This is a genomic window from Nocardia acididurans (genome assembly GCF_016741815.1).
Lineage (GTDB): Bacteria > Actinomycetota > Actinomycetes > Mycobacteriales > Mycobacteriaceae > Nocardia > Nocardia acididurans.
Window position 1 is genome coordinate 17,345 of sequence record NZ_JAERRJ010000021.1, and the last position, 24,442, is coordinate 41,786.

Consider the following 24,442-nt stretch of genomic DNA (forward strand, 5'->3'; position numbering starts at 1 on the left):
GCTGTCGTATTGCGCAGCGGTTCGCCCGTTCCTTTTCGCGCTGGGCTGCTACCGTTGCTGCCGACCGCAGAGACTATGCGGGTGTTGATCTTGGGGGGAGTCCACGGATCGTGATGCGGGATATTGCTGACCAGAAGGGGTTTCGTGCCCCGCTGGGTGAATACCCGACGCTGTACGCGCAACTACGCGTACAGGACTGGACGGTCCCCGAGTTGCAGCCGGACTCCACTGCACCGGACACGGTCTCGCTCGAGGATCTGCTTGAGGCCGAAGCCGTGAGTATTCACGAGTCGCCGCACGCCGTCGTCTCCACCGAAGGCGATACCCCCTTGCTGATAGCGAAGGATGTCCGCCTCGGCCGCGCGCCGTCGCGCTGGGGTTCGGCCGGCGCCCCTGGCACGGTGCTGGTGCGCAAGGGGGATGTCGCGGTCGTCGGTGGTTCCGCGCCGGCCGCCCGGGTCTGTGTCGATGACGGGGTGCTGCTCGGACCAAATATCCAAGTGGTGCGCGTCAATTCGAAGGCTCTCGATCCGCACTTCCTCGCGGGCGTGCTGCGCGCCGCTGTCGAGGCCGCCGACGGCCAACCCATCGACCTGTACCGGGTCGCGGTGCCCCGCCGCACCCTCGCCGAACAGCGCCGCTACGGACTCGCGTTCGAGCAACTCAATGAGCTCGAATCTGCCTGGGAACGCCGGCGAACGAGCGTCGCCGAACTGGTGCGGCTCGGGTTCGGCGGGTTGGCGCAGGGGCGGCTTCGGCCGGCCGCTGCCCCCGAGTAGGTTGGCATGTCAGCTTTTCTGGACTCACGGAGGTAGGGCCGGTGCAACCGCAGGTCGTCGATGGCCGCTACGAGGTGCTCGGCAAGATCGGCTCGGGCGGGATGGGCCAGGTGCACGAGGGTTTCGACCAGCATCTGAAACGCCGGATCGCGGTGAAGTTCACCAACCCGAGCCTGGACGACGATCCGGATTGGACGAAACGCTTCATCCGGGAGGCCGAGCTGATGGCGAGCATCAGCCATCCCGGCATGCCCGTCATTCATGACGCGGGAATCGTTCGTGGACAGCCGGATCGGCCCTACCTCGTCATGGAGTTCGTCGATGGTATCACTCTCGACACGCTGCTCGAACGGCACGGTCCGCTGCCCATCGGAGTCGTCGCCACCCTGGGTGCGCAGGCGGCGGCCGTACTCGCCGCCACCCATCGCAATCGGATCTATCACCGAGATCTGAAGCCCTCCAATCTCATGTTGTGTGCCGACGGCACGGTGAAGGTGCTGGATTTCGGCCTTGCCGTTGCCCCTGATGCCGATATGACCCGCTACACCAATACCGGCCATACCCTCGGCACGCCCGCCTTCATGGCCCCGGAGCAGGTGGAGGGCCGCACGGTGGTGCCGCAGACCGACCTGTACTCCCTCGGCCTGGTGCTGCACGAGCTGCTCACCGGCGACCGCGTGATGACCGGCAGTTCCGCATTCGCGGTGTGGCAGAACCAGGTTCACCAGACGCCGCCCGACATCCAGCGCGAGCGCCCGGATATGGCCGTCGAGATTGCCTGTCTCATCATGGGCATGCTCGCCAAGAGTCCCGCGCAGCGCCCTGAGGACGCCGCTACGGTGCACACCGTCCTGATGCGCCACGCGACCGGTCTCACCGAGCTACCCGAGATCAACGACACCCGTAGTCCGGCACAGATGTACGCCCAGGCCGTCGGCGCGGCCATCTCCAGCCGCACTGCCCCGACGATCGCGGCGCCCACCCACAAACTGCACCGCCCCGCGGAGTCGAACGGTGCTCGCACAATCGATTTCAGCCGCGGCGACCTCCAGCGCGCCATGCGCAATGCCCGTGACCTCGCTGACGACTCGCGCTACCAGCCAGCCATTCATGAACTGAAGACGGTCGTGGATATCGCTGTGCCACTGCAGGGTTCGCGTGACGCCGATGTCGTCGAAGCCCGGATGAGACTTGCGGACCTGCGCTTCGAGAGCGCCGACTATTCCGGCGCCGGCGACCTGTACCGGGCCCTCATCGACGATCTCACCGCCGAGCGCGGACCCTACGACGATCAGGTCATGTACTGCCAACGCCAGCTCGCCACCTGCCACGTGCACACCGGCGACAATCGTGCGGCCCTGACTCGGCTCAAGCGGCTGCACAGTCAGATGGCGGTGCGATACGGCGAAAACGACAAACGGGTCATCGAACTGGCCATGCAGATCAATACCATCAAGGCTCACTGAGCAGTTCCGGCGCGGACCGCGAGAACAGGCCCGAAAAATACTGCCGCACAGTCGAAAAACAGTGATCGACACCTGGGTTCCGGGTCTACTTGTCGGTGGGGTGGTCTACGGTGACCGATGCAAACCCGTCCGCAAGTACACGGAGTGTCATGAGCATCCCGGAGCAGGCTGTTCTGTCTTTGGTGGTTGTGCTGGACGAGGTGGAGGGTCGCCTCGTGGTCTGGCATGTGAATGTCGGTCAGCCGATCGGGCTTTCGCGGCTATCGGGCGCTTGGGTGTTGGAGAGGGGGGAGGACGCGGCTGTGGCCACGCTGGTGGCGGGGCAGCGGATTGTCGTGCGGAGTGGGGCGGGTGAGGTGCCGGGAGGGGTTGTGGCGGAGGGGGTTGTGGATGTGGATGGCACGGTGGCGGCGGTGGAGGCCGAGATCGCGGATGCGGACCGACTGTTCAGTTCGCATCGGGAGGCGGTGGGCGGCAAGCTGATTCGGCCGCAGTGGCCGGACGTGGTGCATCCGGGGGAGTTGCGGCGGGAGTTTCCGGCGGCGGCCGAGATCGTGCGGCCGACATTGGTTTTGGCGCACGGGATCGCTGAGCTGGCCGATGCCTGGGCCGATTTCGAATCGCTGCGGGTGGCGCGCGGGTTCCTGGCCGAGCACGGTGGGCGGGCCGCGCGGCCGCTGCCGCTGGTTGTGCGGTGACCATACCCGGACTCACTTTCGCCGCCGTCGATGTGGAGACGGCCAATTCCTCGCGCGGAAGTATCTGTGCCATCGGGGTTTCGGTGGTGCGGGACGGGTTGCGGGTGAGTACGTGGTCGTGGTTGTGCCGGCCGCCGGAGGCGGTTGATTTCTTTGCGCGGCACAATGTCCGGGTGCACGGGATTCGGCCGGAGATGGTGGCCGAACATCCGCGATTCGCGCAGCGGTGGCCGGGCGTGCTGGAGGTGGTGGCCGGATTGCCGGTGGTGGCGCACAACGCTGGATTCGACAGCGGCGCGCTCCGGCAGGCGTGTGAGCACAGTGGAATCGAGTCGCCGCGTTGGGATTTCAGTTGCAGTCTGGCCCTGGCGCAGCGGCATCTGGATCTGGAGAGCTATCGGCTGCCGAGTGTGGCGGAGGCGCTCGGGGTGGAATTGGTCGCCCATCACGAAGCCGGTGCGGATGCCGCGGCGGCGGCCGACATCGTGGTGGCGTTGGCGGGGCGGGCGGGTGTTTCCTCACTGGCCGAGCTCGAGCGGACCGGGGAGTTGCGGCCGGTGCGGCGTACTCGGGTGGCGCGGGAGCCGTCGGGTGAATCCGCTCGGCCGCAACGGCGATACGACTCGGGGCGGTCGCGACGTGCGATCTCTCCCCGGGACGAGCTCGTCATGCCCGAGGTCATCGGCAGGGATCCGGGGCATCCGCTGGACGGGCGGGTGGTGGTGTTCACCGGTGAGCTGGCGTCGATGACCCGGCAGGAAGCCTGGGACGCGATCGCGAAACATGGTGCGACACCGGCGAAGAACGTGACCAGGCGCACCACCTGCCTGGTGATCGGCGACGGTTTCACCGGATATGATCCCGCGGGATTCCATACCACCAAGGCGCGTCGAGTGGCGGAACTGTGCGGGCGGGGTCACCTTATCGAGGTGCTCGACGAGCGGCAGTTGGTGGCGTTGCTCGATGCCGGTGTGAGTCACGCCTCCACTGGCGTGATTTCGCCACACGGTCCACTCATGTGAATGTAAATTCCCTTTCTGGAACCAATCAGTTTCAGAAGGGTGTCTGGATATGCCGACCGTGCCGCTAGTCCACAGCCGTACCGAATGCGCTGGAGCGGAAAGGTTCTCGCGCAGCGTGCGGAGATCGGCCGGGTCGGCGGGCAGAGCGGATCGCCGACATATCGGCACCAGACTGGTCGCGCGGCCGCGTAATTCGGCGGGGGCACAATGAGATTCGGATACACGCACCGGGCCTTCCTCGATCACTGCGAGTATTTCGTGGCGGTCGGGAAGCATCTGGAGGAGGCGTCGCTGTCGGCCATCGCCGCGGAGACCGCCCTGCAGAGCCGTCATGCCGGACTGCGGAATGAAGCCGTCGCGCAGTACCGCCGGGCCGACTGGAACCTCACCCGGGTGGTCACCACCTTGAACGTCGCCGACGGCAATGCCGACAATCTGACCCGGATCGAGCAGCTCGCCTTCGAGCGATCCGAGTCGGCGGCGCGCATCGAGGTCGCCGGATTGCGGTCCACGCTGCTGTCGATCAGCGAGCGATTATCCGGAATCGGATAGCGGTCATCGCCCTCGGCGTGGAATGCGCGCCGCGGGCGATAAGCTCGTGCGGGTGACCGACGAGAAGCTGCTGCAGGGACCCATCCACGCTGTTCATGTCGAGCTCGGCGCCACCTTCGCGCCGTTCGGAGGCTGGGAGATGCCGGTCTCCTACGCGGGCACCGTCGGCGAGCACACCGCCGTGCGGACCACCGTCGGCGTCTTCGACGTCAGCCACCTCGGCAAAGCCACCGTCAAGGGGCCGGGCGCCGCGGCGTTCGTGAACTCGGCGCTGAGCAACGACCTGGGCCGGATCCGGCCGGGCAAGGCGCAGTACACACTGTGCTGCACCCCCGAGGGCGGCGTCATCGACGACCTCATCGCCTACTACGTCTCCGATGACGAGATCTTCCTCGTGCCCAACGCCGCGAACACCGCCAGCGTGGTGGCCGAACTGGTCAAGGCCGCCCCCGAGGGCATCACCATCACCGATGAGCACCGGGGTTACGCGGTATTCGCCGTGCAGGGCCCCAAGTCGGCGGATGTGCTTGCGGCACTGGGTCTTCCCACCGATATGGAGTACATGGCCTACGTCGACGCCGAATGGGACGGCCGCCCGGTCCGCGTCTGCCGCACCGGGTACACCGGCGAGCACGGCTACGAACTGCTGCCCCGCTGGGACGACGCCGAGGCCGTCTTCCGCGCCATCCTCGACCAGGTGAAGGCCGCCGACGGCCAGCCCGCCGGGCTCGGCGCGCGCGACACCCTCCGCACCGAAATGGGCTACCCGCTGCACGGACACGAACTGTCCGTGGACATCTCGCCCCTGGAAGCCCGCACCGGCTGGGCGGTCGGCTGGAAGAAGCCCGAGTTCTGGGGCAAGGCCGCGCTGGAGCAGGAGAAGGCCGAAGGGCCCAAGCGAATCCTGCTGGGTCTCAAGGCGGTCGACCGCGGTGTTCTGCGTCAGGGCCAGGCCGTCCTGCGCGGTGACGACACCGTCGGCGAGACCACCTCGGGCACGTTCTCGCCCAGCCTCAAGGTCGGCATCGCGCTGGCCCTGCTCAACACCGACGCGGATATCAAGCCCGGTGACGAGGTCGAGGTCGATGTCCGTGGCCGCCGCCTGCGCTGCGAGGTCATCCGCCCGCCGTTCGTCGAGGCCCGTACGGCGTCCTAGCCTGTCGCGACGCGCCGCCCACTGCCGCGGGATCGCGTGATCCCGCGGCAGCGCGCACTGTGCTGAGCGGCCCAAGGGTGAGCATTGTGCTGGGCGGCGTGAGCGTCGATACCCGCTCACCGTCGCGGCGGCAGCCAGCGGCGGAACCGGTTGCCCTGCTTCATCGGGATCGGCCGGGTGTACCGGCGCAGGGTGCGCTGGAGGGCTTCGAGTCGCGCCCGCAGGGGTTCGATATTCATTCGCCGCCCTTCGCCGGAGGGGTTACGCGGGTCCGGTTCCAGTGTGGCTCTCCGGCCAAGTCGGGGGAGCGTCCCACGCGCTCGGACGGGCAAATTAGACTCCCGGTCATGACAGTCGCCGCGCAGTTCACCCGTGTCACGCATCCCGCGCCCGTGCCGGCGCAGCGGCGGCAGGAGATTCTCGCGGAGCCCGGGTTCGGGCGGTTCTTCACCGACCACATGGTGTCCATCGATTACGCCGACGGGCAGTGGGGCAATGCCAAGGTCGAGCCGTTCGCGCCGCTCGCCATGGATCCGGCGACCATGGTTTTCCACTACGGGCAGGCGATCTTCGAGGGTCTGAAGGCGTACCGGCAGGCCGACGGCAGCATCGCCACCTTCCGGGTGGATGCCAATGCGGCGCGGTTCCAGCGGTCGGCCAAGCGGATGGCCATGGCCGAACTGCCCGCCGACCTGTTCATCGAGTCGATTCGCCAGCTGCTCGAGGTCGACGGCGAATGGGTGCCCAAGGCCGGTGGCGAGGAGTCGCTGTACCTGCGGCCGTTCATGTTCTCCACCGAGGTCGGCCTGGGCGTGAAGCCCGCGGGTGCCTACAAGTACCTGCTGCTGGCCTCCCCGGCGGGCGCGTATTTCCCGCGCGGGCTGAAGCCGGTGCGGGTGTGGCTGTCGACCGAATTCGTGCGCGCGGCTCCCGGCGGCACCGGTGAGGCGAAGGTGGCGGGCAACTACGCCGCCTCGCTGCTCGCCCAGCAGCAGGCTGCCGAGAAGGGCTGCGACCAGGTGGTGTGGCTGGACGCCTGCGAGCACAAGTACGTCGAGGAGATGGGCACCAACAACCTGTTCTTCGTCTACGGCAGCGGCTCGGACGCCCGCCTGGTGACGCCGGAGCTGTCCGGCTCCCTGCTGCCGGGTATCACCCGTGATTCGCTTATCACGCTGGCCGCCGATGCCGGGTATCCGGTTGAGGAGCGCAAGGTTTCGGTGGAGGAGTGGCGTAGCGGCGTCGAATCCGGGGAGATCACCGAGGTTTTCGGCTGCGGCACCGCGGCCGTGGTGATCCCGGTCGGCTCGGTGCGTTCCGCCACAGGCGAATTCACCATCGGCAATGGCGAGCCGGGTGAGGTCACCATGGCGCTGCGCGACACCCTCACCGGCATTCAGCGCGGCACCTTCGCCGACAGCCACGGCTGGCTGCGCACCCTGGCTTAGGCTCGGAAACATGAAATGCGCCCGCCCCGAACGGATTCGGGGCGGGCGCGTTTGGTTGATGGGGTCTGCCGAGCCTTGGACCGGGATTGCACAGCTGCGGCGTGTCTCCCGAGTAACGGCCCTCAGCCGGGCATGAACATATGCCACTGCTCCAACGTCTGCGGCCGCATGACGTAGTTCTTGTCCTTGATATGCGACAGCGTGGCGCTCGGCTCATCGGAGTACCAGTGGCCGGGGTACACCACCGGATCCCCTTGCAGCCCAGCCAGATACCGCAGGCTGCGGAACATGGCGTCGGAGTCGCCGCCGGGGAAGTCGGTGCGACCGCAGCCGTCGACGAACAGGGTGTCGCCCGCGATCAACCGGTCCTGGAACAGGAAGCACTGGCTGCCCGGGGTGTGGCCCGGCGTGTGCAGGAGTTCGATCTCGAAGTCGCCGACCGCGACCTTGTCGCCGTGCTCGTGCCCGGTGAGTTCACTGGGCGCGATGCCGGTGACGTTCGCGACCCACGGCAGCTCTTCCTTGTTCACGTGCACTGCCACGTCGGTGCGCTCGAGCAGTTCCTTCACCCCGCGCAGGGTGAATCCCATCATGGTGCCGCCGACGTGGTCGGGGTGGTGGTGGGTGGCGAGGACGCCGGTCAGGCGCATACCGTCGGCTTCGGCGAGGTCCACCAGGTCCCCGGCCGCATACGCCGGATCCACCACCACGCATTCGCCGCTGTCGCGGTCACCGATCAGGTACGCGAAGTTCCGCATCTGTGTGGCGATGGGGTCGCCGACTGCCCAGTCCCTTCCGGCGAGCAGCTGACGAAAATACAAACGGTCCGTGGCCATGGCAACCAGCTTATGGTGAGCGGTCGCTCGAGCAGTAGCCGACTAGGCGACCTGCAGCGTCTTCGCGCCCAGCCGATCGTGGATGGCGCGCAGCCAATTCGCGAAGAACAACCGCGAATGCCCGGACCAGTCGCTGGTCAGCTCCGCATAGCTCGACGGCAGCGGGAAATCGTCCAGCAGCGCCGGATCACCCTGACTGCGCACCAGCGCCGCGTGATGCATGAGGTACTGATGCGTCTCGAACGGGAAGTACGCCAGTGGGATCTCCGGGAACGGCCGGGTCTGATCGGCCAGCCACCGCCGCAGCTCACGCCGGTACTCACGCGCCATGGTGTCGTGGAGATACTCCGGATGCCCCTGCAGGAACACCTGGTTCAACCCGTCGGCGCTGGCCGCCAGATGCCATTCGGACTCCGTGGAATCCAGCAGAATCGGCACCCCGGCCGCGCGCAGATCCGCGGACGTCATGACATTCCATCGGGAATGCGGCACGAACACCTCGTCCGGCAGCCCGGCCACCAGATCACCCGCACCACTCACCTGGTGCAGGAACGTGCCGTGGCAGCGCACGGCCAGCCGCTCCCGCCGCAGCCCGTGGAGCACATGCAGTGCGGCGTGCGCGGATTGGCAGGAGAACAGCAGCGAGGTCGCCGCGCCGCATTCGCGCAGGATGCTCGCGATCAGCGCCACCAGCGGTTCGTCCGCGATATCCGAGGTGGTCGGTTCACTCCCGCTGACGACGAGCGCGTCCATATCGCGCAGCCCACGCCAGTCCACATCATCCAGCGGCCCCATCGGGTCGATCCCGAAAACCGTTGTCTCCAATTGGAAATCGGCACGATCAGCGATCAGCGCAGCCCCAGCCACCACCGCTTCCGTGAATACCCGCCGCGTCATGCTCTCGGGCGAGCGCGAGATCAAGTCGACAATGCCGACCCGCACCACCATCATCAGGTCCTTCGAAAAACAACCAACACAGACAGCGCGCATCAACCGCGCAGAGAAAACCGCACGCCGATCGCATGATCAGCGTGCGGTATGAAAGAGTCCGGCAGGTTTCAGCCGAGAATCGACTCGATGTCGGCTGCCGCCTCCGCGCCGTACGCCTCACGCAGGCGCTTGAGCGCGACATCCCGGTCGAGGGTCCACTCCTGGGTGCCGACGGTCTCCAGGATGTGCACGGCGATCAGCGAGCCCAGCTGCGCCGAACGCTCCAGCGACAGGCCCGCGGTGTGGCCGGTGAGGAAGCCCGCGCGGAAGCCGTCGCCGACACCGGTCGGATCCACCTTCGCGGTGTCGGGCACCACGTCCACATGCAGTTCGGTGCCGTCGCGGTCGACGATCTTCGCGCCCTTCGAGCCGAGGGTGGTGACGCGAATGCCCACGCGCTCACCGACTTCCGCCTCGCTCAGGCCGGTCTTCGACAGCAGCAGGCCCCACTCGTACTCATTGGTGAACAGGTAGGCCGCACCGTCGATGAGCGAGAGCGCCTGCTCGCCGTCCAGGCGCGCCAGCTGCTGAGAAGGGTCAGCGGCGAAGGGGATTCCGGCCGCGCGGCACTGCTCGGTGTGGCGCACCATGGCGTCGGGATCGTTCGCGCCCACCAGCACCAGCGAAAGTTCGCGGGCCGCAGCCAGTTCCGCGATATCGATCTCGCGGGCCTCGCTCATGGCGCCCGGGTAGAAGGACGCGATCTGCGCCATGGCCTCGTCGGTGGTGCACACGAAGCGGGCGGTGTGCGCCTCGGTGGAGATCTTCACGGCCGAGCAGTCGACGCCGTTGGATTCCAGCCACTGGCGGTATTCGCCGAAGTCGGGGCCGACCGCGCCGACCAGCAGCGGGCGCTGGCCGAGCAGGCCCATGGCGTAGGCGATGTTGCCGGCGACGCCACCGCGGCGGATCACCAGATCGTCGACGAGGAAGCTGAGGGAGACGTGCTGGAGCTGATCGGCGAGCAGGACGTCGGAGAACTTCCCCGGGAATCGCATGAGGTGGTCGGTCGCGATGGAGGCGGACACGGCGATGGTCACGAGCGTCAATCCTTCGGTGACATGCGCTGCGCACACCTGTGTCGGCGGCGGACGCGGGGCCGGTGGTGGGGAGGAGCGGACCGATCGGCCCACACCCTAAAAATACTGTCCGAGACGGGTTATTCCAACTCTCGGAAGGCTCTCAGGGGCTTCGCCCCCGAACCCCCTCGAGACTTGCGGGCTCGGTGCCGAAACCGTGGGGGCTCGCGGGGCGGTGCCTAACCCCTCGAGACTTGCGTGGCTCGGTGCTGCACCGGACTCAGCTCAGGTGTCTCGGGGTGGCCTGGACACACGACAACGCGGAACCTCGGCCGAGGTTCCGCGCTGTGCGGTTCAGGTCAGTTGAAGCTGTCGCCGCAGGCGCAGGAGCCGGTGGCGTTCGGGTTGTCGATGGTGAAGCCCTGCTTCTCGATGGTGTCGACGAAGTCGATCTGGGCGCCCTGCACGTAGGGGGCGCTCATGCGGTCGACGACCAGCTTGACGCCGCCGAACTCGACCTTGAGGTCGCCGTCCAGGATGCGGTCGTCGAAGAAGAGCTGGTAGCGCAGGCCGGCGCAACCGCCCGGCTGCACGGCGATGCGCAGCGCGAGATCGTCGCGGCCTTCCTGATCCAGCAGAGCCTTCGCCTTGGAGGCGGCGGCGTCGGACAGAGTCACACCGTGAGTGGTGGTCTCGTTCTGCACAGTCATGAACTCTCCTAAAGGACCAATGGTCAACCCGTGAATTCAGCGCACGGCTCGTGGGCTGTCAACGCCACTTCGCGGGCGGCTATTCCCAATCCTACGCGGCGAGATTACTGCCGCACGGGCAGGGATTGTGATGGATATTGCGACGATTGCCACGCTAAAGGTACGGACCAGGTTTTTCCGGCGGACACGTCATCGAATAGCCTGGTCGGCGTGAAGTTCCTCCGCCGTGGCGAGACCACCCCCTCCTCCGACACCTCCGCCGTCGATGCCGGTGGTGCGGCGACGGTCGCGGAGCGGCCCGCGACCGCCGGTAAGGGTCGGCCCACCCCGAAGCGCCGAGAGGCCGAAGCCCGCCGTCGCGGGCCGGTCGCGCCGCCGCCGACCACCGCCAAGGAGGCGCGTGCCCGGCGCAAGGCGCTGCGCGGTTCCAAGGCCGAGCGCAAGGCCGCGTCCGCGCAGCGGCGCAGCGATATGCAGGATCGCCGTGCGCGCATGCTCGCCGGTGACGAGCAGTACCTGCTGCCGCGCGACAAGGGTCCGGTCAAGGGGTACGTGCGGGACATCGTGGACGCGCGCCGCAATCTGCTCGGCCTGTTCATGCCGCTGGCGCTGGTGTTGATCGTCAGCATGATCCTCTCGCCCGCCCTGCAGGCGATCGTCACGCTGGGCATGCTGGTGATGATGCTGTTCATGATCATCGAGGGCTTCGTGCTCGGCCGGATCGTGAACAACCGGGTGCGGGAACGCTTCCCCGAGGCCAAGGACCGGCCGATGTCGCTGGGCTGGTACGCCTTCGTGCGCGCCTCGCAGGTGCGCCGCATGCGCGCCCCCAAGCCCCGCGTCAAGCCCGGCGACAGCATCTAATTCGCGGTCCGATTCGCGCCGGCCGCCTGCGGGCGGCGACCGGCGGATCGGATTCGTGGGAGTCGCGCGCCGCTCATCCGTGCTCTCGCATGCTGGCGATGGCGCGGATGTCGTTGACCGCGCGTTCGCGGTCGCGGTCGGCGAAATTGGTGGAACCCGAGAGTTCCCAGCGGGATTCGCGGTGGAAGGGGACGGCGCGGCCGGCCGCCGCGAACAGGGTGAAGAGGCGCTTGAACATGGCTGCGGTCTTCTGGCTCGTGTGATCGGTGCTGGTGGAGCGGAATTCGTGGGTGGGGACTACGGCGGTCATATCTGCTGCTCTCCCTCGTCGGTGGATTCGGTTGCGTCCCACGCCATGCCGACGTAGGTGAGGTAGCCGAGGGCACTCATGACGGTTCCTGCGGCGGTGATTGCGTGGAGCGCTTGCATGGCAGTAAGTTTTCTATAGAGCAGTTACTGCCAACAGTGGCAGTTCTGACATTGTTCGTAAATATCCGGCCAGGTATGGTGGGAACATGCTCTCGAAGGTCGCCGTCGTACTCAACGACCGGCTCGCCATGTTCGAATTCGGCGTGGTCTGCGAGGTTTTCGGCCTGGATCGCACCATGGACGGGCTACCCGGCTTCGACTTCCGGGTCTGCGGCGTCGCGCCCGGCAAACCGCTCAGCACCAGCTCACCGGGCATTACCGTCACCCCCGAGTACGGCCTCGAGGAACTGCTCGACGCGGATCTCGTCGCCATCCCGGCCTTCCCGTTCGCGGCCATGCAGAACATCGACCCGAGGGTGATCGACGCCGTACGGGAAGCCTCCGCACGCGGGGCGACCGTGCTCACCGTGTGTTCGGGGGCCTTCCTCGCCGGCGAGGCCGGACTCCTGGACGGCCGCAAATGCACCACGCACTGGCGCTATGTCGAGCAGCTGGCGCAACGCTATCCGGAGGCCACCGTCGACCCGGACGTGCTGTTCGTCGACGAGGGGAACCTGATCACCAGCGCGGGCACGGCCGCGGGTATCGACGCCTGCCTGCATCTGGTGCGACGTGAGCTGGGCTCCGATGTCGCCAATGCCATCGCGCGCCGCATGGTGGTGCCGCCGCAGCGCGACGGCGGACAGCGGCAGTTCATCGAAAGACCGGTCGTGGACTGCAGTTCCGACAGTCTCAGCGAGACGCTGCACTGGATGGGCGAGAACCTCGAACTGCCGCACACCGTCGAATCGCTGGCCGCGCGATCGGCCATGTCCACCCGCACCTTCGCGCGGCGCTTCGCCGCCGAAACCGGCACCACCCCGGTGAAATGGCTGACAGGTCAGCGGATCCTGCTGGCCAAGCAGCTGCTGGAAGCCACCGATATGGATCTGGAGACGCTGTCGCACCGCTGTGGATTCGGGTCGGGCACGCTGCTGCGGCACCACTTCCAGAAGTTGGTCGGCATCGCGCCCACCGAATATCGGCGGCGATTCGGCGCCCGCGTCGACGAGAAGGCGACGGTGTCCTGACCGCCGACCGGCGCTGTGCGGGGGCGGTCGTGGGTTCCGCAGGGTCCTGAAAGAGTGCCTGTCGCCGAGCGATTCGCTCGGTTACTGTGCGGGGGATGAGCATCGAATTTCTGCTGACGACGCTCGTCATCGTGGCGACGCCGGGCACCGGGGTGCTGTTCACCCTCGCCGCCGGATTGTCGCGAGGTGTGCGAGCCAGCGTGATCGCGGCCTTCGGATGCACCCTGGGCATCGTTCCCCATATGGTGGCGGCCATCACCGGCCTTGCGGCGGTGCTGAATACGAGCGCCGTCGCCTTCCAGACCCTGAAATATCTCGGCGTCGCCTACCTGCTGTACATGGCGTGGAACACGCTGCGGGACAAGGGCGCTCTGGCCGTTCCGGAGGAGAGCGAAGCGGGTGCGCCGTCGGCGGGCCGCGTGATCCTGTCCGCCGTCCTGGTCAATGTCCTCAACCCCAAGCTGACGATCTTCTTCTTCGCCTTCCTCCCGCAGTTCATTCCGGCGAACTCCGCGAACGCCACCGTCCGCATGCTGGAGCTGAGCGCCCTGTTCATGCTGGCGACCTTCGTGGTCTTCGCGGTGTACGGCGCCTTCGCGGCGGCCGTCCGCAACCACGTCATCTCCCGGCCCGCCGTGGTGACCTGGATGCGGCGCGTCTTCGGTGCGTCCTTCGTCGCCCTGGCCGGGCGGCTGGCGGTGCAGAACCAGTAGCGTCGCGTCCGCGCGGACCGGTGGGCGCGGGGGTGTGATCCCTGGCGGGAGAGTCGTGCCTGTCGGCTGCTGCGGGCGCGCGGTTGATACCGTGCTGACGTGTCGCACACTGCTCAAACATCCGATCGGCCGCTGCGGACGCTGGTGCTCGGTGGAGCCCGGTCCGGGAAGTCGGCTTTCGCGGAACAGCTGGTTGCCTCCGAGGCGGTGCGATACGTCGCTACCGCCGTTCCGGACCCGGCCGACGACGATTTCGCCGAACGCATTGCGGCGCATCAGGCCCGGCGGCCCGCCAACTGGACCGTCATCGAAGGTGATGCGGTGGCGGCCCTGGCTGCAGCCGCCGCAGGGGATGACGCGGCAGTTCCGGCCAACGCGACCTTCGCCGACGGGGAGGCCACGGCCGCTCCCGCGACCCTGATCGACGACCTCGGCACCTGGCTCACGGCCCGCATCGATGCCCGTGCGGCGTGGGAATCCCCGCGCGGCGCCGTCGCCCCCGACCTGGACGCGCTGGTCGGCGCGGTGGCCGCCTACCAGGACCGCCTGGTGATCGTGAGCCCCGAGGTCGGTCTCGGGGTCATCCCCGCGACCCGCTCCGGCCGCCTGTTCCGCGACGAACTCGGCAGCCTGAACCAGCGCCTGGCCCAGGTGTGCGACGAGGTGTACCTGCTCGTCGCCGGGCAGCCCATCCGCGTGAAGCCCGATCGCGCCACCGCCTCGGCCGCCGCGTTGTCGAACTCGGCGGAGGCCATCGGCACAGCCGCCGCGTTGTCGAACTCGGCGCATGCCATCGGTATAGCCGCCGCGCTCACCGGGTCGGCCACGGCCGTCGCGGGCACGTCCGCAGACAGCGTTGCGGCCCAGAGTCTCTCGGGCACGTCGACGGATGCACCTGGTTCGGCGGAGACCGCTGCCGGGGCGTCCGTGTCGCTCGGCGGGGCCGATGCCGTGGCCGGTGCCGAGCTGGTGAACGGTGTGAGTGCGGCTGCGGCGGTGGCGGATTCGGGTCCGGAGCTGCGGAAGGTGTTGGCGCGGCCGGTGGAGTTCGGGCCGGTGGCCGGGCCGGATATCGGGGTGCGGGCGGCCGCGGAGGAGCGGCAGACGCGGCTGACCAAGCCCGCGGGTGCGCTGGGACGGCTGGAGGCGCTGGGGAATTGGGTGGCGGCGTGCCAGGGGCAGTGCCCGCCCAAGCAGTTCGAGCGGGCGCGCGTGGTGGTGTTCGCGGGGGATCACGGGGTGGCTCGGCACGGGGTGTCGGCCTACCCGAGCGAGGTGACCGCGCAGATGGTCGCCAACTTCCGCAGCGGCGGCGCGGCGGTGAATGTGCTTGCGCGGCTGGCGGATGCGACCGTGCGGGTGGAGGACATCGCCGTCGACGCGGATACCGCGCCGGAGATCTCGCGGTTCAAGGTGCGGCGCTCCAGTGGGTCCATCGATCGCGAGGACGCGCTGACCGAGGAGGAGGTGCAGGCATCGCTGGCGGCCGGTGTCGCCATCGCCGATCAGGAAATCGATTCGGGCGCGGACCTTCTCGTCGCCGGGGATATGGGGATCGGCAACACCACCCCGGCCACGGTGCTCATCGCCGGTCTGACCGATACGGAACCGGTGATCGCGGTCGGCCGCGGCACCGGGGTCGACGACGCGGGCTGGATTCGCAAGACGGCTGCCATCCGGGACGCGATGTGGCGGGCCCGTCCCGTGCTGCGGGATCCGGTTGCTCTGCTGCGCACCGCATCCGGTGCGGATCTCGCCGCCATGGCGGGCTTCCTCGCCCAGGCCGCTACCCGTCGCACGCCGGTGATCCTGGACGGCGTCGTGGTCACCGCGGCCGCCCTGGTCGCCGATCAGCTGGCCCCCGGCGCACGCGCCTGGTGGGTCGCCGGCCATCGCTCCAGCGAACCGTCCCACAAGATCGCCCTCGAGCGCCTCCAACTGGAACCCCTGCTCGATATGACCATGCGCCTCGGCGAAGGCTCCGGCGCGCTCACCGCACTGCCGGTGCTCCGTGCCGCCGTCGCCACCCTCGCCGAGATGGCGACCTTCGCCGAAGCCGGGGTCAGCACCGCCGACGCCACCGAAACCGCCAGTGCCTGACCTCTTTCCGGAGGCAGCCGACCCCGGTGTCCGGCGCCGCGCGTCGTCGGTGCGCCCTGCATTCGGCCGGGCCGCCGCCGGGCCCCGACCGCACGGTGCCGGTGACCGCTCGTGAACGGCTTGCGGCTGGCGCTCTCGTGGCTGACGGTGCTGCCGGTGCGGGGTCCGGAGCAGGTGGATCGCGGGTCGGCCGGTCGGGCGATCGCCTGGGCTCCCGTGGTCGGCGCGCTTGTCGGTGCCGGGGCGGCCGGACTGCTGTGGGCCCTCGGCGCGCTGGGCGCTTCCTGGCTGCTGGCCGGGTTCGTGGCGGTGGCGGGGCTGGCGTTGATCACGCGGGGAATGCATATCGACGGGCTCGCCGACACCATGGACGGGCTGGGCAGCTACGGTCCGCCGGAGCGGGCCCGCGAGATCATGAAGAGCGGTGGGGCCGGGCCGTTCGGGGTGGCGGCGCTGGTGTTCGCGATTGCGGTGCAGGCGATTTCGTTCGCCGCGCTGGCGGGGGCCGGACATTGGCTCGCGGTCGTTCTCGCCGTTGTGGCGGGGCGGATCGCGGTGGTGCTGGCCTGCCGTCGGGGGATCGAAGCCGCGCCCGGCGCGGGGTTCGGCGCGCTCGTCGCGGGCACCCAATCGCCGGTGGCGGGGTACGGCTGGGGCGGGATCGCCTTGGTCGCAGCGGTTTTCGCAACCGGTCACTGGTGGTTGGGGCCGATTGCCGTCGTGGGGGCCTTGGCCGTGTCCGCGCGGCTGGTACGGCACTGTGTGCGCCGGTTCGGTGGCCTCAACGGTGATGTGCTGGGTGCCGTGGTGGAATTGGCGACCGCGGTGGTGGCGGCGGTGTTCACCTTCGCGTTGTGAGCCGGCGCGCGGCTGAGCGGTAGGCCGTTCGTTCGATTCGTGCCCACGCGGGAACAGCCTCCTCTGTATTCTATTACGCAATAGTATGTTACGTATTTATCCGCAGGTAAATACCTATGCGGTGGTGTCGAGGAGGATCGGTGGTCAACGCTCGCGAGGCTCGGCCCGTGCTGCCGGAGGGGTTCGACGCGACGGATCCGGAGATGTGGGCACGGCGGGTGCCGGTGGCCGAACTCGCGGAGCTGCGGGCCGTGGCGCCGGTGTGGTGGAATCCGCAGTCGCCGGAGGTGGGGGGATTTCCGGACGACGGGTTCTGGGTGGTCAGCAAACATGCCGATGTGAAGGAGGTTTCGCGGCGCAGTGCGGAATTCTCCAGTTTCGCGAACACCGCCATTCCCCGGTATCAGGACGATATTTCCCGGGAACAGGTTGAACTGCAGCGATTTTCGCTGATCAATATGGATGCGCCGGAGCATACGCGGATGCGGCGGCTCATCTCGAAGGGTTTCACGCCGCGCGTGGTCAATGGCTTGCGGGCAGAGCTTTCCGCCCGCGCGAAGCTGATCGTCGAGGCCGCGGCGCGGGCCGGGACCGGGGATTTCGTCACCCAGGTGGCGTGCGAGCTGCCGCTACAGGCCATCGCGGAGCTGATCGGGGTGCCGCAGTCGGATCGGGCCGAGGTGTTCCGGTGGTCCAATGAGATGACCGGATACGACGATCCGGAGTACGCGCACGTCGATCCGGTCGCGGCCGCCACCGAGATGCTCGGGTACGCCTGGCGGCTGGCCGAGGAGCGGAAAGCCTGTCCCGCAACGGATATCGTCACCGAACTGGTCAACGCCGATGTGGACGGCGAGGCGTTGAGCTCCGAGGAGTTCGGATTCTTCGTGATCCTGCTGGCCGTCGCGGGCAACGAGACCACGCGCAACGCCATCACCCACGGAATGCTCGCCTTCCTCGAACACCCGGACCAGTGGGAGCTTTTCAAGCGCGAGCGGCCCGCTACCGCGGCCGACGAGATCATCCGGTGGGCGACGCCGGTGACCGCCTTCCAGCGCACCGCGCTCGTGGACACCGAACTCGGCGGGGTGCGGATCGCGAAGGGGCAGCGGGTGGTGCTCATGTACCGTTCCGCGAACTTCGACGAGGAGGTCTTCGACCACCCGCAGACCTTCGATATCCGCCGGGACCCCAACCCGCACCTGTCCTTCGGCGGCACCGGCGCGCACTTCTGCGTGGGCGCGAATCTGGCCCGGCTCGAGGTCGATCTGATCTTCAACGCCATCGCCGATCACCTGCCCGACCTCACGGCGCTCGGTGAGCCGCGCCGGTTGCGCTCGGGCTGGCTCAATGGCATCAAGGAATTCCGGGTGGATTACCGAACCGCGGCGCAATGCCCGGTGCGCGAAGGGACAATCGGCCGATGAAGGTCGATCTGCGGCTGGACGGGCCGCTCGTGGACACGGCCGCGCGAGCGCGGGAACTGGTGGCGCTGGGCGCGGACGGGTTGTTCACCTTCGAAGGGCCGAACGATGTGTTCCTGCCCCTGGCCCTGGCGGCGCAGGCCGTGCCGGCCGATCTCATGACGAATATCGCTGTGGCGCTGCCGCGTAGCCCCGTACACCTGGCGCACCTGGCCTACGACCTCCAGACGCTCAGTGGCGGCCGGTTCCGGCTCGGGCTGGGATCACAGGTGCGCGCCCATATCGAAAAGCGGTACGGCGCAACCTGGTCCGAGCCGGTGGCCCGCATGCGGGAGACCGTGCAGGCCGTCAAAGCGATCTTCGACAGCTGGGAGGGCCGCGCGCCGTTGCGGTTTCAAGGCCGGTTCAGCTCGCACACCCTGATGCCTCCGACCTTCAGCCCCGGGCCGAATCCCTATGGCCCGCCGGAGATCTGCCTGGGAGCCCTGGGGCCGCGCATGACCCGCGCCGCGGCGGAGGTCGCGGACGGGCTGCTGGTGATGCCGTTCAACAGCGCCAAGCACTTTCGTGAGCGCACCCTCGCGGCCGTCGAGGAGGGCTTGTCCAGGGCCGGACGCAAACCCGCCGATCTGCGGCTCTACCCGCAGGTCATTGTCGGCGTGGGCCGGACGCCCGACGAACTGGCCGAGGCCGCGCGCGGTGTCCGGGGCATGCTGGCCTTCTACGGTTCCACCCCCGCCTACCGCCCGGTCCTGGAGGTCGAGGGCTGGGCGGACCTGCAACCGGAACTCAATGCCCTGTCCAAACGCGGCGAGTACCCGGCGATGACGGATCTCATCGACGACTCGATGGTGGCCACGCTGGCTGTGCACGGGACGCCCGAGCACTGTGCCGCAGCCATTCTCGACCGCTTCGGCGGCTACGCGGACCGGGTGTGCTGCTACTTCCCCGGATATACCGTGCAGGACAGGCACATAGCGGATCTCATCACGGCGCTGCGCGGTGGGAACGACGAAAGCCGCGGCACCTGAACTCTTTCGGTGCACTACCTCGGCTCGGCCTTCACGCCACGGGGTGCACGGCCATCGCGTAGAGCGCGTCCGCCAGCCGATCCGCGAATTCGCCCTGATCGTTCCCGCCCCGCGCGAGCGCGTGAAAGGTGGTTGTGCCGGAGAGTATTTCGAACATGACCTCGGGGTCGACCGCGTGCGGGATCGCGCCGCCCGCGGCGGCCCGGTCCAGCATGGCGGCGAAGGCCTCGCGCACCGGCGCGCCGATGGCGAGCAGCCGCTGCCTGGCCTCCTCGGTCTGCGAATCCGCCAGCAGCCCGGGCACTCCCGCCCGCGCTGCCGGACTGGCCGCTCGGGCCAGGAAGATCTGCACCCAGGTGCGCAGATCCGCCCGCAGATCCCCGGTCGGCTGGGGCAGTTCGTACCGCCCCGGCCCGTGCACCGCCTCTTCGAGCAGCGCCTCCCGCGTCGGCCACCGTCGATAGATCGCTGGACTGTTGACCCCGGCTCGGCGCGCGATGGCCACCACCGTGGTCTTCCCGTACCCCTCCTCGGCCAGCAGTTGCCGTGCCGCGACGAGCACCGCGAGGTCCTTGTCGCTGTCGCGGGGGCGGCCCGGCCGCGGGCGAGTTTCGGCGGTCACGAGTGCATGGTACGGCGTCACGGATTTCGCCCTGGCGTGCTGGTAGGCCGCCTGCCGGTGGCTTCCGGTGCCGCTGCGGCGGCAGGGGTTGTGTCCCGGTAGTCGGATACGCGCGCGGACCAGTGCGGCTGTCGGCCTTCGCGCAGCGCTCGGATGCCTTCGATGGCATCGGGGCTGCCCATGAGTCGGTGGTGCAGGCGGGTTTCCGCGGCGGCGACCTGCTCGGGGTCCAGGTTGTCGCGGGCCGTGGCCCATAGCAGTTGTTTGCACAGTGCCGCCGATGCCGGGGCCACATTGTCGGCGATATCGTGCGCGATCTCCAGGGCTGCGGGCAGCACCTGCTCGGCCGGCAGTGCGCTGCTCGCGAGTCCGAGCTGAACCGCTCTGTCGCCGTTGAATTTTCGCCCGGTCAGGAGGATCTCGGCGGCTGCCGACCAGCCCGCCAGCCGGGGCAGGGTCCAGTGCGCCATGGCGTCGGGGACGAGGCCGAAACGGACCTGGGGGACCGCGTATGTCGCGTCGGCGGCCATGATGCGGATGTCGGCCTGCAGGGCCAGGGTGAGGCCGATTCCGACCGCGTGACCGTTGACCGCCGCGATCACCGGTTTGCTCAGGTCGAAGGCCGCGGGTGTGACCGGTGTGGCGGTGAAATCCGGTGCGGTGGGGGAGTCGAAGGTCCGGTCGCCGCCGGAGAGGTCGGCGCCCGCGCAGAAGGCCGGTGGGGTTCCGGTCAGCACGATGGCGCGTATCGTGTCGTCGGCGTCGCAGGCGCGGTAGTGGGTGCTCAGCGCGCGGCCCATCTCGCGGGTGAAGGCGTTGCGGCGTTGCGGCCGATCCAATGTCAGGACGGCGACGCCGCCTTCGACGCGGGCTGTGACGCCGCTCGCCCGTCCACCCCGCTCGACGTCGGTGACCTTCATGCGTGTCCCTCTCATGGTGCCCTACCAGGCAATAAATTAATTACGTAGCAGACTGTAACAGTAATAGATGCGAGTTGATCCACCGAAACTCCGCTCGCCTGTCACAACCCGAGCCCGGCCGGTGTCCTATGCGTGTCCGGCCGTCACGACGGCAGAACTCGAAACCGAGGACAGCACAATGGAATCCCGTATCAACCTCATGACCACCGATTTCGGCGGCAAGGCGTTCAAGCGAATCATCGCCGTGGGCAAGGTGATTCACGACTCCGCCGTACCGCAGACCATCCTGCAACTGGTGGAACTCCGCGCCAGCCAGATCAACGGCTGCGGCTTCTGCACCGATATGCACTCCAAGGACGCGCAGGCCGCGGGCGAGGACTCGGTGCGCCTGAACCTGGTGGCCGCGTGGCGTGAGGCCACCGTGTTCACCGAGGCCGAGCGGGCCGCGCTCGCCCTCGCCGAGGAGGGCACCCGGATCGCGGACGCCCAGCACGGTGTCAGCGACGAGACCTGGGAGCAGGCCCGCAAGCACTTCGACGAGGAGCAACTGGCCGCGCTGGTCACCGCCATCGCCATGATCAACGCGTTCAACCGGCTCAATGTCATCGTCCGCACCCTGGCCGGGAGCTACCAGCCCGGCATGCTCGACCAGCTGTAGCCACCGGTAAATACGTTGCGACGCAGGCGGCGTCATTTCTAGAGTGGGCCGCATGTCGTGTACCTGTTTCATGTTCGTGCGCGTGCGCAGTGATCGGGCTCTGGCCCGCTAGCGGACGCAGCCGACAGCTTCATTCGCGTCCGCAGGCGCGCCCAGGGCCCTTCGAGACCTGTTCATTCTCGAAGACCCGGAAGGGCAACCGCTGTGGCGAAATTTCTAGCGCAGGATTCGGCGTACCGGAACTACTCGCATACCCAGAACAAGGTCAAGGCGAGTGGCGGCCGGACGCCACGTGATCAGGCCAGACGTGTTCTCTCGCAGAACTTTCTGGTGGACCAGCAGGCCATCGAACGCATAGTCGCGGCGGCCGGACCCGTGGATCAGGTACTCGAACCCGGTGCGGGACAGGGCGCGCTCACCCGCGCGCTCGCCGGCCGCGGGGCTCGGGTGTCGGCCTACGAGATCGACCCGCTGGTGGCGGGGAAACTGACCGCCCGCACCCGTGATCTCCCCGGAATCCGTGTGGTACGAGGCGATTTCCTGAAGGCGAAACCACCGCGCGAACCCTTCGCGGTGGTCGGCAACATCCCCTTCTCCGTCACCGCGCGGATCGTGGACTGGTGCCTCACCGCCCCCGCCCTCACCTCGGCGACCCTGGTCACCCAACTCGAATACGCCCGTAAACGCACCGGCGACTACGGTCGCTGGAGCCTGGTGACGGCCGCGAGCTGGCCGTGGCAGCACTGGAGCCTGGCCGGGCAGATCGCCCGGAACAGCTTCCGGCCGGTCCCGTCGGTGGATTCGGCGATCCTGCGGATCACCCGCAGGCCCGAGCCACTGGTCCAGGACCGGCGGGCCTATACGGAACTGGTGGACCTGGGCTTCTCCGGCGTGGGCGGCTCGGTCGACGCATCATTGCGCACCCGGTACCGGGGCGTGGACGCCGCACTGGCGAGGGCGGGCATCAGCCCGGGAACCCTTGTCTGCCATGTGCATCCGGATCAGTGGATCACGGTGTACGAGGCACTGGCCGGGCAGCGCTGAACCCAGGCCGGTGGAGAGCCCCCGCGCGAGTGGACTTGTGTGCAGGGTCGGTCATTCGGCGGGGGCGAGCCGGGTGATCGCCTGCTGGACGAATCCGATCAACCGGTCGGCCGGGTACTCCTCCGGATCCGCGAGTGCCAGGCGCACGAGCTGCTCGCCGACGGCCAGCAGCGACACCGCCAGGATCTCCGGATCCAGCGAGCCCGGCCCGTCGGCCCGGTCCGCCGCCCACTCGATCAGCCCGCGCAGGTTCGCGAGCGCGAATTCTCGTGTCCGCGAGGTGTATTCGCGAACCTCCACCGGTGCGTCGGCGGCGGGTGTGATCAGCAGCCGCGCCGAATCCGGATGCGCGGCCACCGCCTCCAGCAGATTCGCGGCAGCCCGAGCCAGGGTGTCGGTGAATCCGGCCCGTTCCACCGCGGGCGGCATGGCGATATCGAGCTGTTCGAGCATCCGCTGCTGTTCGCGTTCGAGCAACGCCACCAGTAGCGGCCCGCGCCCCGGATACGCCGCGTACACCCGGGGTTTCGCCAACTCCGCCGCCCGCGCGACGGCCTCCATGGTGGTGGCGGCATAGCCCTCCCGCACCACCAGGCGCAGGGCGGCGTCGAGCACCTGTTCGCGACGGACTTCCAGATCCATCCGAGGTTGGCGGGGGCGGGCATTCGGCACGGTCACACGCTACGGCAGTGCGCACGGCCGGATCCCGGCCACCGCCGTCGAACGGGCGTGGCTCCTCAGTACACGTCGAGCGAGCCGAGCCGGGGCGGGGTGATCTGCAACGGCCCGTTGGCGAGCCAGGCGCCGGCGGGCCAGCAGATCGGGGCCACACGGGCGGCGAGATCCCGGCCGGTGCGCATGGCCGGGGTGGTGGCGCGCATGATGCGCAGTGCGCGCGAGGAGATGTCGCGGTTGTGCAGGCCCCATCGCCGCCGAATGACCGCGCACCGTTCGATCGCATACCTGGCCGCCGCGGCATCGGGGGCGGTGAGCGCCGTGGCGATGGCGTCGGCAGCGTCGGTGGCGTCGATGACCCCGGAGTTCAAACCCCTTCCGCCCCAGGGCGCGAACAGGTGCGCGGCTTCCCCCGCGAGCAGCACCCGCCGATGCTCGTCGGTGTAGGAGTCAGCGACCACCTGATGGAATCGGTAGGTCGACACCCAGGTGACATGCTCGCCGTACCAGGGATCGACGACCCTGGACGTCCATTCGCGGATGCCGTCCGGTGTGGCCAGATACTCGGCGTCGTCGGTGGCGTTGCACTGCAGGTCGATTCGCATGCCGCCCCGAAACGGCATGTGCATGACATTGCGCCCGCCCAACCGCGGTTCGCGATACCTGAAATGCGCGGGCGCGAGAGGCGTGGACCCAGCCGGCAGTTCCCGGACATCCACGATGATGAACGGCGTGTCGTCGGTATGCCCCGTCATCCCGACGCCGATGCCCCGCCGCACCATCGACCGCGCCCCATCCGCGCCGACAACATAAGCGGCGCAGAGGATTTCCCCGGTTTCGAGCTCGACCTCCACCCCATCGGTCCGACTCCGCACCTCCGAAACCCCTGCCCCCCACCGGAATCGCACCCCTTCCCGCACACAGGCGTCGTACAGGTGCTGCTCGGTGACCCGCTGCGGCAGGCTCGTCGCCATCAGATCACTGCGCAGCACCCGCCCCGCCCCCTGCCCCACCCGATGTCGAAAAACCCTGCGCCCGTTATAGAACGCGTCATACCCCCGAACCCCGATCCCGTCCTCCGACACCGCCCGCCCCAGCCCCGGCACCACCCGATCCAGCCGCCGCAACGTCGGATACATGAGCACAATGGCCCGGCTCCCCGCCCGAACCCGTTCCCGCGGTTCCTTTTCCAGCACCAGCACAGGCAACCCCCGCCGCGCCAGCGCGACCGCCGCGGCAAGCCCGACCGGCCCTGCCCCCACCACCACGCAGGGATCTCCGGATGTACGACGGTGAAGCGATCGAACCATGATGCCCTCTCCCGGGACGAACCAACGCCAACTCCCCGTACGCTACCG

At 68.3% G+C, this 24,442-nt stretch carries 27 protein-coding genes; 16 read left to right on the forward strand and 11 right to left on the reverse strand.

All coding sequences use genetic code 11. From position 1 onward, the window contains the following. Positions 1 to 110: 110 nt before the first annotated feature. From JK358_RS36455 to gcvT, 6 genes are all read left to right on the forward strand, one after another. A complete protein-coding gene (locus JK358_RS36455; RefSeq protein ID WP_201957804.1) occupies positions 111 to 779 on the forward strand; it encodes a hypothetical protein in 669 nt (222 codons plus the stop codon). Between the two features lie 41 nt (positions 780 to 820). Next, positions 821 to 2,245: a serine/threonine-protein kinase gene (locus JK358_RS36460; RefSeq protein ID WP_201957812.1), complete on the forward strand. Its 1,425-nt coding sequence runs from the start codon at positions 821 to 823 to the stop codon at positions 2,243 to 2,245. Positions 2,246 to 2,394: 149 nt separating this feature from the next. Then, positions 2,395 to 2,943 (forward strand): hypothetical protein, encoded by a 549-nt coding sequence (locus JK358_RS36465; protein ID WP_201957814.1) that lies wholly within the window; start codon positions 2,395 to 2,397, stop codon positions 2,941 to 2,943. Beyond that, positions 2,940 to 3,965: an exonuclease domain-containing protein gene (locus JK358_RS36470; RefSeq protein ID WP_201957816.1), complete on the forward strand. Its 1,026-nt coding sequence runs from the start codon at positions 2,940 to 2,942 to the stop codon at positions 3,963 to 3,965. The genes JK358_RS36465 and JK358_RS36470 overlap by 4 nt, the downstream gene beginning before the upstream one ends. A 207-nt stretch (positions 3,966 to 4,172) precedes the next feature. Beyond that, positions 4,173 to 4,517, forward strand: a complete 345-nt coding sequence (locus tag JK358_RS36475; protein WP_201957818.1) for a hypothetical protein — start codon at positions 4,173 to 4,175, stop codon at positions 4,515 to 4,517. 52 nt (positions 4,518 to 4,569) lie between these two features. Then, complete coding sequence (gene gcvT, locus JK358_RS36480; protein ID WP_201957825.1) at positions 4,570 to 5,673, forward strand: glycine cleavage system aminomethyltransferase GcvT; 1,104 nt, start codon at positions 4,570 to 4,572, stop codon at positions 5,671 to 5,673. Between the two features lie 116 nt (positions 5,674 to 5,789). Here the strand turns inward: gcvT and JK358_RS40220 are convergent, their stop codons facing one another. Then, on the reverse strand, positions 5,790 to 5,912 hold the full coding sequence (locus tag JK358_RS40220; protein WP_269811981.1) for a hypothetical protein: 123 nt from the start codon (positions 5,910 to 5,912) through the stop codon (positions 5,790 to 5,792). Between the two features lie 108 nt (positions 5,913 to 6,020). On the opposite strand from JK358_RS40220, the gene JK358_RS36485 reads away from it, so the two are divergent. After that, the gene (locus tag JK358_RS36485) at positions 6,021 to 7,121 is read left to right on the forward strand and encodes a branched-chain amino acid aminotransferase (RefSeq protein WP_201957827.1); all 1,101 of its coding nucleotides are present in this window, start codon (positions 6,021 to 6,023) and stop codon (positions 7,119 to 7,121) included. A gap of 122 nt (positions 7,122 to 7,243) precedes the next feature. On the opposite strand, the gene JK358_RS36490 is transcribed toward JK358_RS36485, so the two are convergent. The 4 genes from JK358_RS36490 to erpA form a co-directional block, all read right to left on the reverse strand. After that, positions 7,244 to 7,957, reverse strand: coding sequence for an MBL fold metallo-hydrolase (locus JK358_RS36490; protein ID WP_201957829.1), 714 nt, complete (start codon positions 7,955 to 7,957; stop codon positions 7,244 to 7,246). A gap of 42 nt (positions 7,958 to 7,999) precedes the next feature. Next, positions 8,000 to 8,905, reverse strand: a complete 906-nt coding sequence (locus tag JK358_RS36495) for a homoserine O-acetyltransferase/O-succinyltransferase family protein (RefSeq protein WP_201957831.1) — start codon at positions 8,903 to 8,905, stop codon at positions 8,000 to 8,002. A gap of 110 nt (positions 8,906 to 9,015) precedes the next feature. Beyond that, complete coding sequence (locus JK358_RS36500; RefSeq protein ID WP_201957833.1) at positions 9,016 to 9,987, reverse strand: carbohydrate kinase family protein; 972 nt, start codon at positions 9,985 to 9,987, stop codon at positions 9,016 to 9,018. Between the two features lie 338 nt (positions 9,988 to 10,325). After that, positions 10,326 to 10,676 (reverse strand): iron-sulfur cluster insertion protein ErpA, encoded by a 351-nt coding sequence (gene erpA, locus JK358_RS36505; protein ID WP_201957842.1) that lies wholly within the window; start codon positions 10,674 to 10,676, stop codon positions 10,326 to 10,328. A 210-nt stretch (positions 10,677 to 10,886) separates the two neighbouring features. Between erpA and JK358_RS36510 the strand changes: the two genes are divergently transcribed. Beyond that, positions 10,887 to 11,540, forward strand: coding sequence for a DUF3043 domain-containing protein (locus JK358_RS36510; protein ID WP_201957844.1), 654 nt, complete (start codon positions 10,887 to 10,889; stop codon positions 11,538 to 11,540). Between the two features lie 73 nt (positions 11,541 to 11,613). On the opposite strand, the gene JK358_RS36515 is transcribed toward JK358_RS36510, so the two are convergent. Then, entirely contained in the window at positions 11,614 to 11,850 is a 237-nt protein-coding gene (locus JK358_RS36515; protein WP_201957845.1) for a hypothetical protein, read from the reverse strand. Then, the gene (locus tag JK358_RS40225; protein WP_269811982.1) at positions 11,847 to 11,969 is read right to left on the reverse strand and encodes a hypothetical protein; all 123 of its coding nucleotides are present in this window, start codon (positions 11,967 to 11,969) and stop codon (positions 11,847 to 11,849) included. The genes JK358_RS36515 and JK358_RS40225 overlap by 4 nt, the downstream gene beginning before the upstream one ends. Before the next feature lie 86 nt (positions 11,970 to 12,055). Between JK358_RS40225 and JK358_RS36520 the strand changes: the two genes are divergently transcribed. The 6 genes from JK358_RS36520 to JK358_RS36545 all read left to right on the forward strand — a co-directional run bounded on the left by JK358_RS36520 (position 12,056) and on the right by JK358_RS36545 (position 19,165). After that, the gene (locus tag JK358_RS36520) at positions 12,056 to 13,039 is read left to right on the forward strand and encodes a helix-turn-helix domain-containing protein (protein ID WP_201957847.1); all 984 of its coding nucleotides are present in this window, start codon (positions 12,056 to 12,058) and stop codon (positions 13,037 to 13,039) included. Between the two features lie 95 nt (positions 13,040 to 13,134). Next, complete coding sequence (locus tag JK358_RS36525; RefSeq protein WP_201957849.1) at positions 13,135 to 13,752, forward strand: LysE family translocator; 618 nt, start codon at positions 13,135 to 13,137, stop codon at positions 13,750 to 13,752. A 99-nt stretch (positions 13,753 to 13,851) separates the two neighbouring features. Continuing rightward, positions 13,852 to 15,852, forward strand: coding sequence for a nicotinate-nucleotide--dimethylbenzimidazole phosphoribosyltransferase (gene cobT, locus JK358_RS36530; RefSeq protein ID WP_307817906.1), 2,001 nt, complete (start codon positions 13,852 to 13,854; stop codon positions 15,850 to 15,852). A 111-nt stretch (positions 15,853 to 15,963) separates the two neighbouring features. Then, on the forward strand, positions 15,964 to 16,710 hold the full coding sequence (locus tag JK358_RS36535; RefSeq protein WP_201957851.1) for an adenosylcobinamide-GDP ribazoletransferase: 747 nt from the start codon (positions 15,964 to 15,966) through the stop codon (positions 16,708 to 16,710). Between the two features lie 203 nt (positions 16,711 to 16,913). Beyond that, positions 16,914 to 18,137 carry a cytochrome P450 gene (locus tag JK358_RS36540; protein WP_232852527.1) on the forward strand — a complete coding sequence of 408 codons (1,224 nt, stop codon included), beginning with the start codon at positions 16,914 to 16,916 and terminating at the stop codon, positions 18,135 to 18,137. Next, the gene (locus JK358_RS36545; protein ID WP_201957856.1) at positions 18,134 to 19,165 is read left to right on the forward strand and encodes a TIGR03617 family F420-dependent LLM class oxidoreductase; all 1,032 of its coding nucleotides are present in this window, start codon (positions 18,134 to 18,136) and stop codon (positions 19,163 to 19,165) included. The genes JK358_RS36540 and JK358_RS36545 overlap by 4 nt, the downstream gene beginning before the upstream one ends. Before the next feature lie 31 nt (positions 19,166 to 19,196). Here the strand turns inward: JK358_RS36545 and JK358_RS36550 are convergent, their stop codons facing one another. Both JK358_RS36550 and JK358_RS36555 read right to left on the reverse strand, forming a co-directional pair. Continuing rightward, entirely contained in the window at positions 19,197 to 19,787 is a 591-nt protein-coding gene (locus JK358_RS36550; protein WP_307817907.1) for a TetR/AcrR family transcriptional regulator, read from the reverse strand. 17 nt (positions 19,788 to 19,804) lie between these two features. Continuing rightward, on the reverse strand, positions 19,805 to 20,707 hold the full coding sequence (locus JK358_RS36555; RefSeq protein WP_201957858.1) for an enoyl-CoA hydratase/isomerase family protein: 903 nt from the start codon (positions 20,705 to 20,707) through the stop codon (positions 19,805 to 19,807). A gap of 178 nt (positions 20,708 to 20,885) precedes the next feature. On the opposite strand from JK358_RS36555, the gene JK358_RS36560 reads away from it, so the two are divergent. Together JK358_RS36560 and erm are read left to right on the forward strand one after the other, a co-directional pair. Further along, the gene (locus JK358_RS36560) at positions 20,886 to 21,365 is read left to right on the forward strand and encodes a carboxymuconolactone decarboxylase family protein (protein ID WP_201957860.1); all 480 of its coding nucleotides are present in this window, start codon (positions 20,886 to 20,888) and stop codon (positions 21,363 to 21,365) included. A 327-nt stretch (positions 21,366 to 21,692) separates the two neighbouring features. Then, positions 21,693 to 22,409 (forward strand): 23S ribosomal RNA methyltransferase Erm, encoded by a 717-nt coding sequence (gene erm, locus JK358_RS36565; protein ID WP_232852529.1) that lies wholly within the window; start codon positions 21,693 to 21,695, stop codon positions 22,407 to 22,409. 51 nt (positions 22,410 to 22,460) lie between these two features. Here the strand turns inward: erm and JK358_RS36570 are convergent, their stop codons facing one another. Together JK358_RS36570 and JK358_RS36575 are read right to left on the reverse strand one after the other, a co-directional pair. Then, the gene (locus JK358_RS36570) at positions 22,461 to 23,081 is read right to left on the reverse strand and encodes a TetR/AcrR family transcriptional regulator (protein ID WP_201957864.1); all 621 of its coding nucleotides are present in this window, start codon (positions 23,079 to 23,081) and stop codon (positions 22,461 to 22,463) included. Between the two features lie 65 nt (positions 23,082 to 23,146). Further along, entirely contained in the window at positions 23,147 to 24,352 is a 1,206-nt protein-coding gene (locus JK358_RS36575) for an FAD-dependent monooxygenase (RefSeq protein ID WP_201957866.1), read from the reverse strand. Positions 24,353 to 24,442: the final 90 nt, after the last annotated feature.

Excerpts from the sequence above, each read along its gene's own strand:
- JK358_RS36525 (WP_201957849.1), top strand. The coding sequence starts at position 13,135 with ATGAGCATCGAATTTCTGCTGACGACGCTCGTCATCGTGGCGACGCCG.
- erpA (WP_201957842.1), bottom strand. The coding sequence starts at position 10,676 with ATGACTGTGCAGAACGAGACCACCACTCACGGTGTGACTCTGTCCGAC.
- JK358_RS36490 (WP_201957829.1), bottom strand. The coding sequence starts at position 7,957 with ATGGCCACGGACCGTTTGTATTTTCGTCAGCTGCTCGCCGGAAGGGAC.
- JK358_RS36545 (WP_201957856.1), top strand. The coding sequence starts at position 18,134 with ATGAAGGTCGATCTGCGGCTGGACGGGCCGCTCGTGGACACGGCCGCG.
- JK358_RS36560 (WP_201957860.1), top strand. The coding sequence starts at position 20,886 with ATGGAATCCCGTATCAACCTCATGACCACCGATTTCGGCGGCAAGGCG.
- JK358_RS36515 (WP_201957845.1), bottom strand. The coding sequence starts at position 11,850 with ATGACCGCCGTAGTCCCCACCCACGAATTCCGCTCCACCAGCACCGAT.
- JK358_RS36485 (WP_201957827.1), top strand. The coding sequence starts at position 6,021 with ATGACAGTCGCCGCGCAGTTCACCCGTGTCACGCATCCCGCGCCCGTG.
- JK358_RS36465 (WP_201957814.1), top strand. The coding sequence starts at position 2,395 with ATGAGCATCCCGGAGCAGGCTGTTCTGTCTTTGGTGGTTGTGCTGGAC.
- JK358_RS40220 (WP_269811981.1), bottom strand. The coding sequence starts at position 5,912 with ATGAATATCGAACCCCTGCGGGCGCGACTCGAAGCCCTCCAGCGCACC.
- JK358_RS36520 (WP_201957847.1), top strand. The coding sequence starts at position 12,056 with ATGCTCTCGAAGGTCGCCGTCGTACTCAACGACCGGCTCGCCATGTTC.
- JK358_RS36475 (WP_201957818.1), top strand. The coding sequence starts at position 4,173 with ATGAGATTCGGATACACGCACCGGGCCTTCCTCGATCACTGCGAGTAT.
- JK358_RS36540 (WP_232852527.1), top strand. The coding sequence starts at position 16,914 with ATGTGGGCACGGCGGGTGCCGGTGGCCGAACTCGCGGAGCTGCGGGCC.
- JK358_RS36495 (WP_201957831.1), bottom strand. The coding sequence starts at position 8,905 with ATGGTGGTGCGGGTCGGCATTGTCGACTTGATCTCGCGCTCGCCCGAG.
- JK358_RS36555 (WP_201957858.1), bottom strand. The coding sequence starts at position 20,707 with ATGAAGGTCACCGACGTCGAGCGGGGTGGACGGGCGAGCGGCGTCACA.
- JK358_RS40225 (WP_269811982.1), bottom strand. The coding sequence starts at position 11,969 with ATGCAAGCGCTCCACGCAATCACCGCCGCAGGAACCGTCATGAGTGCC.